The organism is Lachnoclostridium sp. An138 (genome assembly GCF_002160765.1).
In the GTDB taxonomy this organism is placed as follows: domain Bacteria; phylum Bacillota; class Clostridia; order Lachnospirales; family Lachnospiraceae; genus Laedolimicola; species Laedolimicola faecalis.
Map to the genome: position 1 here is coordinate 12,652 of NZ_NFLF01000011.1, position 11,926 is coordinate 24,577.

Annotated in this window: 10 protein-coding genes; 9 read left to right on the forward strand and 1 reads right to left on the reverse strand. The window is 52.0% G+C overall.

Annotated elements, in window-relative coordinates; genetic code table 11:
- The first annotated feature begins 59 nt into the window (after window positions 1-59).
- Window positions 60-1,577, forward strand: a complete 1,518-nt coding sequence (locus B5E82_RS10315; RefSeq protein ID WP_087307472.1) for a glycosyltransferase family 39 protein — start codon at window positions 60-62, stop codon at window positions 1,575-1,577.
- Window positions 1,578-1,608: 31 nt separating this feature from the next.
- Window positions 1,609-3,057: a hypothetical protein gene (locus tag B5E82_RS10320; RefSeq protein ID WP_140393125.1), complete on the forward strand. Its 1,449-nt coding sequence runs from the start codon at window positions 1,609-1,611 to the stop codon at window positions 3,055-3,057.
- 136 nt (window positions 3,058-3,193) lie between these two features.
- On the opposite strand, the gene B5E82_RS10325 is transcribed toward B5E82_RS10320, so the two are convergent.
- Window positions 3,194-4,717, reverse strand: coding sequence for a DUF6056 family protein (locus B5E82_RS10325; RefSeq protein ID WP_087307474.1), 1,524 nt, complete (start codon window positions 4,715-4,717; stop codon window positions 3,194-3,196).
- 184 nt (window positions 4,718-4,901) lie between these two features.
- On the opposite strand from B5E82_RS10325, the gene rfbB reads away from it, so the two are divergent.
- The 7 genes from rfbB to B5E82_RS10360 are packed head-to-tail and all read left to right on the forward strand — an operon-like array spanning window position 4,902 to window position 11,858.
- Entirely contained in the window at window positions 4,902-5,984 is a 1,083-nt protein-coding gene (gene rfbB / locus B5E82_RS10330; protein WP_087307475.1) for a dTDP-glucose 4,6-dehydratase, read from the forward strand.
- Window positions 5,985-6,011: 27 nt separating this feature from the next.
- Window positions 6,012-6,881, forward strand: coding sequence for a glucose-1-phosphate thymidylyltransferase RfbA (gene rfbA, locus B5E82_RS10335; RefSeq protein ID WP_087307476.1), 870 nt, complete (start codon window positions 6,012-6,014; stop codon window positions 6,879-6,881).
- A 22-nt stretch (window positions 6,882-6,903) separates the two neighbouring features.
- The gene (gene rfbC / locus B5E82_RS10340; RefSeq protein ID WP_087307477.1) at window positions 6,904-7,455 is read left to right on the forward strand and encodes a dTDP-4-dehydrorhamnose 3,5-epimerase; all 552 of its coding nucleotides are present in this window, start codon (window positions 6,904-6,906) and stop codon (window positions 7,453-7,455) included.
- A 16-nt stretch (window positions 7,456-7,471) separates the two neighbouring features.
- Window positions 7,472-8,293, forward strand: a complete 822-nt coding sequence (locus B5E82_RS10345) for a hypothetical protein (RefSeq protein ID WP_087307478.1) — start codon at window positions 7,472-7,474, stop codon at window positions 8,291-8,293.
- Window positions 8,280-9,068 (forward strand): ABC transporter permease, encoded by a 789-nt coding sequence (locus B5E82_RS10350; protein WP_275533160.1) that lies wholly within the window; start codon window positions 8,280-8,282, stop codon window positions 9,066-9,068. Before B5E82_RS10345 ends, B5E82_RS10350 begins: the two co-directional genes overlap by 14 nt.
- A 9-nt stretch (window positions 9,069-9,077) precedes the next feature.
- A complete protein-coding gene (locus tag B5E82_RS10355; RefSeq protein WP_087163806.1) occupies window positions 9,078-9,827 on the forward strand; it encodes an ABC transporter ATP-binding protein in 750 nt (249 codons plus the stop codon).
- A 57-nt stretch (window positions 9,828-9,884) separates the two neighbouring features.
- Entirely contained in the window at window positions 9,885-11,858 is a 1,974-nt protein-coding gene (locus B5E82_RS10360; RefSeq protein ID WP_242966303.1) for a glycosyltransferase family 2 protein, read from the forward strand.
- Window positions 11,859-11,926 lie beyond the last annotated feature (68 nt).

The following is an 11,926-nucleotide window of genomic DNA, read 5'->3' on the forward strand; positions in this document are numbered from 1 at the left end:
CAAAAGTCTGGAACGATCATCAGATAACGGATAAGAGATAAAGGACAGATAATGAGATAATGGGAGATAAGATACAAAAGTGGTGCATACTGCTCTTTTCGGCAGGCTTTGCCGCTGTCTGGATCTGGGTCTGCGGCATCTCGGCCTTAAGTATGAGCCAGACTAAAAAGATCTGCGCCCTTGCAGCAGGCCTTCTCGGGGCGGCAGCCCTTGCGGCCTGGCTTTTTGGAAAGCTTTCACGGAAGGCGGCGGACGAGCGGCGGTTCTGGAGGATTCTTTCCTGTCTGCTGCTGGTTCTGATGGGGGCGGGCCTCCTGTATGCGGGAATGGAGCTTAAAGTGTATCCGGGCTGGGATTTTGGAGCAGTGTATCAGGGCGCGGTGGAGATTGTGGAGAATGGCGCCTTTTCAGAGAGCAGCAACTGGTACTTTACTACATACCCCAATAATGTGGCAGTATGTATGTTTCTCGCGGGCTTTTTCAAGCTGTTCGGCGGCCTGGGTTCTTATATTACGCTGGGCGTGCTGCTGAATGTCGTGTTGATTCTGCTGGGCATGGTGTTTACCTGTCTTCTGGCAGAGAAGCTGTACGGAAGCCGGGCGGGTTTTCTTGTTCTGCTTTTCTGCGCGTTCTTTCTGCCTTTTTACATGCATGCGCCGATCTTTTATACGGACACCTTCGCCCTGCCTTTTGTGACAGGCAGCTTCCTTTTATATCAGTATCGGAAAAAAGACGCCAGATGGCTGATTTTGACGGCAGCCGTGCTGGCGGTGGGATATAAGGTGAAGGGAAGTCTGGGTGTCATTTTGATAGCGCTTCTGATTCATCTCTGGCTGCACCGGGAAGGAGCGGCGGAACGGTTGAAAAAGAGCGTTTTTCTTCTGGTACCCTTTTTGCTTCTGGTGGGATTTTTGACAGTTGTGCCGGAAAAGATGCCGTTTTTTGACGCGTCAGAGAAAGAAAAAAATGAATTTCCCGTGGAGCACTGGCTTGCCATGGGCCTGGCCGGCAGCGGCGGTTACAATGCGGACATTTATTGGATGACTGCTTCCACAGAAGGAAAAGAAGCCAAAAAAGAGGTAGACCGTCAGTATATCCGGGATACGCTGGAGGAATACGGGGTTCGGGGAATGGCGGAACATCTGCGGGCAAAGGTCGTGTTTACCTGGGGAGACGGTGTGTATTTTGCGCCGGAGAAACTGAAAAGAGATCCGGTAAAGGAAAGCGCCCTTCATTCCTGGGTGCTCTATGACGGAGCTGATTATCCGAAGACCTACCTGTACTGCAGCGCAGTCCAGCTTCTGATTCTGGCTGGCATCCTTCTCTCTGTGCTGCGCAATTTCTTTGAAAAAGGCCATGTCAGGGAGATTCAGGCCATGCAGCTGGCAGTGTTCGGCCTGTTTCTGTTTCTGCTTCTCTGGGAGACCCGCTCCCGGTATCTGGTGAATTTTGTCCCTGTCTTTTTCCTGCTGGGACTGGATGGAGCGTTGAAAATCAGAGAGTGGGCGCTGAAACTTTATACAGAAAAAATCAGAGGAAAGGGCTTGGGTCTTAAAAACAATGGAGAGAACAGCTGAGAAGAACACGGATTGGAAAGAGAGAGTCCGGATGTACTGGCCTGTACTGGCCCTTCTTGCCTATGTGGGGATTAATCTGTTCCTGCTTTCCCGCCACGAAAACTGGAGAGATGAGGCCCAGGCCTGGCAGATTGCGAAGAATCTGGGCCTGGGCGGCCTGTTTGCCCAGCTCCGCTACGAGGGGCATCCCTGTCTCTGGTATCTGATCCTGATGCCTTTTGCGAAGCTTGGGATGCCGTTTTCCTGTATGGGGCTTATCAGCCTGGCATTCATGTCTGTGGCGGCCTGGCTGGTGCTGAAAAAAGCGCCCTTCTCGTGGCCGGTGAAGCTGGTTCTGGTATTCGGCAGTTTCTTTGTCTACTATTATCCGGTGATTTCCAGAAGCTACAGCCTGATTCCGCCGCTTCTTGCCGTATTGGCGGTCCTGTATCCCTGTCGAAAGGAAAAAGGAATTTTGTATGGCGCGGCGCTTGCGGCGCTGACGCAGACCCATGTCTATATGGCGGGTCTGTCCTTCCTGCTTTCTTTTTTCTGGCTCTGCGAGACGGCGGCGGACCTGTGGAAGCAGAAACAGCCCGGAGAAAACAAATCAGTGCTGGCCGGTCTGAGCCTGTCCCTGTTAAGCGGACTTTTCCTGGCCTGGGAGCTGCTGGGAAGTACGGAGCTGAATCCTTCCATCGATGTGCATATTTCCTCCTCCCCTTCCTATAATCTGTACCGGATCAGCGTGGGAGCCCAGTGGGCGGTGGACAATGCGCTGGGTATCGGCCTGAGTGACCGCGCCTGGAAGCTTGTCCTGGCGGCTGCCTTTGTCTGTCTTTTGCTCCTGCTGTGGCTTTCCTGGAAAGAGGCGCTGATACTGGCGGGAACCTGGGTGGTCCAGGTACTGATGTTTACCTATGTCTATCTGTCATCTGAACAGAAAGCCATGCTTTTGTTTCACGAGCTGATTTTTGTGCTGTGGCTGATCCTGGATAAGAATAAGGGGACGGCGAGAAAAAGCAGAAGGCTGCAGCTGGCCGTATGGCAGATGGCCCTTGTACTGATCAGCCTGACCGCCTCGGACGGTCACGCCCAGGCGGTGCTCCGGGATGTGAAGGAGCCCTATTCCGCGGGAGAAGCGGCAGCGGCCTATATCAGAGAGTCGGTGCCGGAGGATGCGGTTCTGGCCGCGGCCAGTGATGTGGCGGTCTTTTCTACGGCGGCTTATCTGCCGGAGCGCGGGATCTGGTATCCGGTGACCGGGGAGCAGATAACTTTTTCCGTATGGAACGAGGAACGGCTGGAAACCATCGAATATGACGAGATGATCCGCCGGGTGCGGGAGCAGTTCCCGGAAGCGGAGGACATGTATCTGATCTGCGGAGGGTCTAACAACATATCCGGTCTGGAGAATTATCTCCCGGGGCTGGAAGAGATGTTCCGCCAGGAGGCCATGCTGCCGGAGGAATCGGTGGTCATCTATTATGTAAGGTTCTGAAAACGAAAAGCATTCCGCATGGCGGAATGGTTTTAAAAAGAAAGTCCCGGAGCGGGAAACATTCTCTCGTTGAGAGAGTTCCCGCTCCGGGACCTTTTGCTTCCGCGGGCAGTGAACCAGTCTGCCGCAGCGATTTTCAATAAATCTCAGACATATGCAGGATGGACACGCCGAACCACTCTGCGACAGCCTGATTGCGGTAGTCATTTGTGTCGGTGGGGGACAGAGCCTGCTCGTCCAGAAGTGGAGGAACCACAGAAAAGTTCGGCACCCACACCTCGTCCACACCTTCCATAGTTAAAAGGGAGATGCGGTTCAGGCTTTCCTCATGGTAGCTTCTGGCATAGCCTTTTGCCAGGGAGTCCGCGGCGGACAGGGAGGTGATTTCATCTTTGTCGGAAAAAATCAGAAGTCCCAGGAAAAATGCGGTCATTCCGATGGCGAAGCCGCGCCCGCAGCGCTTCCGGAGTTCCGGAAGAAAGGACGAAGCGTTCAGGGCATGAGCGCTTTCGTATCTCCGGTATCTGGCACAGAGCCATCCGGCAGTATAAATCAGATTCAGGAAGAAAAGCAGATAGAACAGCATCCGCATAATATTCAGTGTTCTTTCAAATATATATACATGTCCCATGGAATACAGGGATGGGGTGTAAGTGGCCGCGATTACGCAGAAGGACAGGGCGGCAGCGCAGCCTGGCAGCGGGAAATCAAAATCCAGCTGATAAAGGACGGGCAGCAGGAAGGGGAGCAGAAGCAGGGCGAAGAAAAGTACATACAGGCTTGTCCATTCGCCGATTCCCTTGACCGCATAGACAAACGAATAGTAAATGGCTTCCACGGCGCCCATGGGAGCGGCCTGCACAGCCATGCGGACGGCGTTGCCCGGCGCGGTGACATTTACCAGAAGGCCGGCCAGCGTGACAGACAGGGGGAGAAGCAGGAACAGAGCCCGTCTCTGCCTGGCCAGCAGACAGAAGACCAGGAGAAAGAAAATCAGCACAGGGGTAATCAGCGCCGTCACAAAATTGGAGCCTCCGGTGACGAAGCTCAGAAAGCAGGCGGCCGCAAGGCTGAGGATCTGCCCGGCCCGGCTTCCGGCTTTGAGAAACAGAAGCAGAAAGGCAAGCAAAAACAGCATGCAGCTATGCATGAATACATAATGGACCGCTCCGTTATACCAGTAAAAGGCCGATTTCCCTTCTTCCAGGTTCTGAATACACAGAGTCAGCACAGAGAAGGTCAGAATCAGCCGCAGGCTGAGCGGAAAACGCAGATAACGGGTGAAAAGAATGTGGATCAGGAAGGCGGTTCCGGCCGTCAGCATTCCCAGCATCAGGAATGTGGTCAGGAAGTAGAGCCGCTGGCTGAAGACGGCAGGCTGGAGCGCCATCAGAAAGATGGAAGAGTAGGTGCCCTGCCAGCTCCCATAATAATTCTTTACGGTAGACAGAGCCGTCTTGATGGTTTCGATCAGAGAATGGGTGCCTTCCCAGGTCAGATGCGCCTGAACGCCGTAGACGTAATCGTCTCCGGCCGGATGGGCATAGAAGGAAAGGATCAGAAGCGGGATCAGACTTGCAGCAAACAGAATTCCCATAATCAGGCAGAGACGCTCTGCGGCGGAAAGGCTTCTGAGCCGGGTTTTTATTTGAAATGTCATGAAAATCTCTCCTCTTTTGTTATCATTTTTAATATAACGGACTGGAAAACTGTTGTCAAATGCTATATACTAAAAATGTTGCTCTTCGGGCCGTTTAATGATATACTACTGCTGAAAGTACCATAAATTAGGCTGTAGACGGTCATAATTGCGGTGTATGAACGAAACAGGAGGAAAATTTTGAATGAGAACTTATCTCGTTACCGGCGGCGCCGGCTTTATCGGCTCCAACTATATTCACTATATGTTCCGTAAATACGGAGATGAGATCCGTATCATCAACGTGGACGCTCTTACCTACGCGGGAAATCTGGAGAACCTGAAGGACGTGGAGAATCGGGAGAACTACACGTTTATCAAGGCTGATATCCGCGACAGAGAGGCTATCGAGAAGATATTTGAAGAAAACGATATCGACAGGGTGGTTCATTTCGCGGCGGAGAGCCACGTGGACCGCAGTATCCGCAATCCGGAGATTTTTGTGGAGACCAACGTGCTGGGCACGCTGGTAATGCTGAACGCGGCGAAGAAAGCATGGGAGCTGCCGGACGGAAGCTATAAGGAGGACAAGAAGTTCCTGCATGTATCTACAGACGAGGTGTATGGTTCTCTGGAAGAGGGGGATACCTATTTCTATGAGACGACTCCTATCGATCCCCACAGTCCCTATTCCGCAAGCAAGGCTTCTTCAGACATGCTGGTGAAGGCATACTGGGATACCTACCGTTTCCCGGCCAATATTACCAACTGCAGCAATAACTACGGTCCCTATCAGTTCCCGGAGAAGCTGATTCCGCTGATCATCAACAATGCGCTGCAGGGCAAGAAGCTGCCGGTATACGGCGACGGAAAGAATGTACGCGACTGGCTCTATGTGGACGACCATGCCAAGGCTATTGATATGGTGCAGGAGAAGGGACGTCTGGGCGAGCGCTACAATATCGGCGGCCACAATGAGAAGCAGAATATTGAGATTATTCATATTATTCTGGACACGCTTCAGGAGATGCTTCCGGACGACGACCCCAGAAAGAAGCTGGTGAGCACGGATCTTATCACCTATGTGGAGGACCGCAAGGGACACGACCGCCGCTACGCCATCGCGCCGGATAAGATTAAGGAAGAGATCGGCTGGTATCCGGAGACCATGTTCAAGGACGGCATCCGCCTGACGATTCAGTGGTTCTTCGAGCACGAAGACTGGATGAAGAATGTGACCAGCGGCGATTATCAGAAATACTACGAAGAAATGTATCATGTAAAATAATTCATGCTTCAGACGGAGGTTGTGCGAATGAAAGGAATTATTCTGGCAGGAGGAGCCGGCACGCGGCTTTATCCTCTGACGAAGGCTATTTCCAAGCAGATTATGCCGGTTTATGACAAACCGATGATCTATTATCCCCTTTCCACGCTGATGCTGGCCGGCATCCGGGAAGTGCTGATTATCTCCACGCCCCGGGATCTGCCGGTGTTTGAAGACCTGTTTGGCGACGGTTCCCAGCTTGGCATGCAGATGAGCTATGCGGTGCAGGAGTATCCCCGGGGACTGGCGGATGCCTTCCTGATCGGCGAGAAATTTATCGGAGACGACCGGGTGGCGCTGGTGCTGGGCGACAATATTTTTTACGGACAGAGCTTCTCCCAGGTGTTGAAGCGCGCCGCGGAGCGGGAGCATGGAGCGACTATCTTCGGCTATTACGTAAAAGATCCGCGGGAGTACGGCGTTGTGGAGTTTGATGAGGAAGGAAAGGCGCTTTCTATTGAAGAAAAGCCGGAGCATCCGAAGTCCAACTATGCGGTTCCGGGACTGTATTTTTATGACAATGACGTGATTGAGATAGCAAAGGGTGTGAAGCCTTCCGCCAGAGGAGAGATCGAGATCACGAGCATCAATAATGAGTACCTGCGCCGGGGAACGCTCCGGGTGGAGACTCTCGGACGCGGTTTCGCGTGGCTTGACACCGGAAATCACGACGCCCTTCTTGACGCGGCGGATTTCGTGGCGGCATTCCAGAAGCGCCAGGGCATGTATATTTCCTGTATTGAGGAGATCGCGTACCGCCGCGGCTTCATCGACAGAGAGCAGCTTTTAAAACTGGCTGAGCCTCTGCTTAAGACTGCCTACGGCCAGTATCTGGTGGATGTGGCCAACGGTTTATAATTCTGTACAGGAGAAAAGCAAAATGGGAAAGATAACAGTAGAGACCTGTCCCATCGAGGGGCTGAAGGTCATTACGCCCGCCGTTTTCGGAGATGAGCGCGGCTATTTTATGGAAACCTACAATTACAATGATTTTAAGGAAGCGGGAATTGACCTGACCTTTGTGCAGGACAACCAGTCTTCTTCCAAAAAAGGCGTGCTGCGGGGACTTCACTTCCAGATCAATCATCCCCAGGACAAGATCGTACGGGTAGTGAGCGGTGAGGTCTTTGATGTGGCGGTAGATCTCCGGAAGGGTTCGCCCACCTACGGACAGTGGTACGGCGTGCGCCTTTCCGCGGAAAATAAAAAGCAGTTCTTTATCCCGAAAAATTTTGCCCATGGTTTTCTGGTGCTTTCGGATCACGCGGAGTTTGCCTATAAATGTACGGATTTCTATCATCCGAACGATGAGGGCGGCATCATCTGGAATGATCCGGAGATCGGTGTAGAGTGGCCGATTCCGGAGGGAATGGAGCTGACTATTTCCGAAAAGGATCAGAAATGGGGCGGCATCCGGGAGCTCAAAGGCTAGAGGAGTGAGAGAGAACATGGAAGAAAACATACAGCTGACTGCGGAGGTCTTTATCGACACGGGAAAGGATTTCCGTCCGGAGGATTCTCTGACGGTTCCCTATGCCTGTATACCCGGAGAACCAGTTACGCTTGAGTTCGATTTGAGCGTCTTTGAGCATACCTGCGGATTCCGTTTTGACCCGCTGCTGGAGGACAGCAGCATGGTCCGTCTGGATGAGATTGCGCTGACCTACGAGGACGGAGAGACAAAAGTCATCGATTTTTCCCGGATCAAAACCAACAGTGATGTGGATTTTGAGCCGATTTTTGTGTATCTGCATAAGGACCCGAAATTTTTTGTGGATGAGGCCCTGTGCCTGAAGCTGACCAGAGCGAAGGTGAGTTTCCGGATTCTGGAGCTGGGCCTGGCAGAAAAGGAATACTGGCAGGAGATTAAGAAGCACAGCGTGTCCGAAAAGGAAAAGGAGCAGCTTCTCGGCAAGCTGGATGCGGCCATGAAGGAAAACCATACGCTGGAAAAGGAGAACCGCAGGCTCCGGATAGAAGAGGAGGATATTTATTCTTCCGGCCTCTGGAAGCTGCAGCATGATGCCCGGGGTCCTTTGAAGGTGATACTGGGAAAGGGAAATATCCTGACTTTCTTTGCGGCTGTCTATATCGCGCTCTGTACGGAGCTTTTCATCTTTAACAATGCCTATTACTCCACGCCGCGTCCCAATGATCAGGTGCTGACCTTCAGTTTTCTGCGGTTTGGCCTGATATGGCTTGGAGCCTTTGTGCTGATTGCCGTCATAAACCGTGTGATTCAGAAAGGATACCGCCGTGAGCTTGCTTAGTGTCTTTGTCAAATACAGAGCCCTCATCAACCAGCTGGTGATGAGGGATATTAAAACCAAATACCGGCGTTCCATTCTGGGCTTGCTTTGGACGGTGCTGAATCCTCTTCTGATGATGGCAGTGCTGTCTATTGTCTTTTCCTATTTTTTTCAGCGCTATGGAGAGGTGGAGAACTTTCCGGTATATCTGCTCTGCGGGCAGCTGGTGTTTAACTTTTTCAATGAATCCACAAGCATTGCCATGGGTTCCATTGTCCACAGCGGAGAACTGATCAAAAAAGTTTATGTGCCCAAATATCTGTTTCCCATCACCAAGGTCATGTCCAGCGGCGTGAATCTGCTGGCTTCCATGATTGCGCTGGTGATTGTGATGGTGGTGACAAGATCGAGAGTGACGCCGACGGTGATGCTGGCGGTTGTACCGCTGCTTTATGTACTGCTGTTTTCCACGGGCGTCAGCCTGTTTCTGTCGGCGGTAGCGGTGAGTTTCCGGGATCTGATGCATCTGTACAGCGTCATTACTACGGCCTGGATGTATCTGACGCCGGTGATCTACCCCATGTCTATTCTGGAAGACGCGCCCCGCTGGGTGGTCTTTATCATCAACGCCAATCCGCTGACGGCCTTTATCAAGATATTCCGCGCTGTGGTACTGGACGGGGTGACGCCTCCTGCCATCCTGCATGTGCAGAGTCTCATCTGGTGCGCGATTGCGCTTATTGTGGGCTCCCTGGTATTCAAAAAATCTCAGGACAGCTTTATACTGAAAATATAGGAGAGAGTTATGAAGATAGAGAATGCGATAGAAGTAAATAACGTGTCCATGTGCTTCAACCTCTCCAAACAAAAGGTGGACAATATCAAGGAATATGTGATCAAAGCGCTGAAGCACCAGCTTTTCTATGAGGAATTCTGGGCCCTGAATGATATCAGCTTTGAGGTGAGGAAAGGCGATTCTGTGGGCCTGGTGGGAATGAACGGTTCCGGAAAGAGTACGATGCTGAAGATCATAGCCGGCGTGCTGAAGCCCACAAAGGGCAGCGTGGAGACGACGGGAACCATAGCGCCCATGATTGAGCTGGGAGCGGGTTTCGACCACGATCTGACGGCCCGGGAAAATATTTACCTGAACGGAGCGCTGATCGGTTATCCCCAGGAGATGCTGGAGGAGCGGTTTGACGATATTATTGCCTTTGCCGGACTGGAACGGTTCGTGGATGTGCCCATTAAGAATTTTTCTTCCGGTATGCTGGCAAGACTGGGCTTTTCCATCGCGACCATTGTGGACGCGGATATTCTGATTATTGACGAGATTCTGTCAGTGGGAGATTACCAGTTCCAGAATAAGTGCAAGAAGCGTATCCGGGAGATGATGGATCGGAATACGACGGTGCTGTTCGTGTCACACAGCATCGAGCAGGTGAAGGAAATCTGCAACAGAGCCATCTGGATCGATAAAGGACATATCCGGATGATGGGCGAGGCCGAGGAGGTCTGCGACGCCTACGAAGATCCGAGTGAGAAACTGATGTAAAGGCCTGTCCTGCAGAGGAGGCCGGAAAAGAGAAGCCGGTGGAAAGCAGGGCAGACAGTGAGGGAGAGCATGGACAATCAGGAATTACAGAATGATTATAAGAAACTGTACGAGGCAGAGCGGGAGAAATCCGAAGTCCTCGTAAGCAAGATAGAGGAATGTGAGAAAGAGATCGAAGAGCTGAATTTCAAGCTGGACCGGATCAAGGGCAGCTTTGCCTGGAAGCTTGCGACTCCACTGCGGAAAGGTCTTCATTTCTATGAAAAGACCAGAGACAGGCTGACCCGCTATGGTTCCATTCCGGGACTGATGCGGAAGGTCAGAAGCAAGATGCAGGAGCGTAAGAACATGAAACGCCACGGCACGGCCAGCTTTCCGTCACCGGAGGAGGCGAAGCGCCAGAGGGAAGCAGTCTTCCCCAACATGGTGAAATTCAGTATTCTGACGCCTCTTTATAATACACCGGAAAAGTTTCTGACGGAGCTTCTGGACTGTGTAAAAAATCAGACCTACCAGAACTGGGAGCTGTGTCTGGCTGACGGAAGCGATCACGAGCATGCCTATGTGGGAGAGATCTGCAGAAAATATGCGGCGGAAGATCCCCGTATCCTTTACCGCGTGCTGGATCACAACGAAGGAATCTCCGGCAACACGAACGAGTGCCTGAAGATGGCCACCGGCGATTATATCGCTCTTCTGGACCATGATGACATTCTGCATCCTGCCGTGCTTTACGAGTATGTGAAGGCCATCAATGAGACGGGCGCGGATTACATTTACTGCGATGAGATTACGTTCGAGGGCGACAGCATCGATCACATGATTGTGCTGCACTTCAAACCGGACTTTGCCATTGACAATCTGCGGGGCAATAACTATATCTGTCATTTTTCCGCTTTTTCCAGACATCTGCTGGACGAGACCGGCGTGTTCCGCAGCCAGTACGACGGAAGCCAGGATCACGATATGATTCTGCGCCTGACCTGGAAGGCGAAAAAAGTATACCATGTGCCGAAGGCCCTGTATTACTGGCGTTCCCATAAGGCGTCCGTAGCCCAGGATATCAACGCAAAGACCTATGCGGTGGATGCGGCCAAGAGAGCCGTTCACGATCATATCATGGACGTCTATGGCATGGACGCGAAGGTAGAAAGCACGAGAGCGTTCCCTACGATTTTCCGGATACGCTATCCGCTTCTGGAGCGTCCGCTGATCTCCATCGTGATTCCGAACAAGGATCATATGGAGGATCTGTCCCGCTGTGTGGAATCCATTATCAATAAATCTACGTATGAGAATTACGAGATTGTGATTGTGGAAAATAACAGCGAGACCAAAGAAATTTTTGATTATTACAAGGCGCTGGAGCACAATCCGAAGATCCGCGTTGTAAAATATGAGGGAGACTTTAATTATTCCCGCATCAACAATTTCGGCGTCACTTTTACAAACGGAAAATATGTGCTGCTGCTGAACAATGACATGAAAGTCATCACCCGGGAGTGGATGGAGGAGCTTCTGATGTATGCCCAGCGCCCGGACGTGGCCGCTGTGGGAGCGAAGCTCTACTACGCGGACAACACCATTCAGCATGCGGGCATTGTCATAGGACTGGGAGCCCACCGGGCGGCCGGCCATACCCATTACAAGGATGACAAGATGCATCTGGGCTATATGGGCCGTCTCTGCTATGCGCAGGATGTGACCGCGGTGACAGGAGCCTGCCTCCTGGTCAGCCGCGCCCAGTATGATGAAGTGGGCGGTCTGGATGAGACCTTCAGCGTGGCGTTCAATGACGTGGACCTCTGTCTGAAGCTGCGCCATGCGGGTTATCTGAATGTGTTCACTCCCTTTGCGGAGCTGTATCACTATGAGTCCAAGACGAGAGGTATGGAAGAGGGAGAAAAGATGAAGCGTTTCCAGCATGAGGTAGATCTGTTCCGGACCAAATGGAAGGCGGATCTGGACGCGGGCGATCCCTATTTCAACCCGAATTTCTCTCTGGATTATTCAGACTACACGATTAAATAACGACAGACAAAAGCGGCAGGAGAGCGCAGGGCAGAAAAACCGGAAGACGAAAAAACCGGAAAACAGCA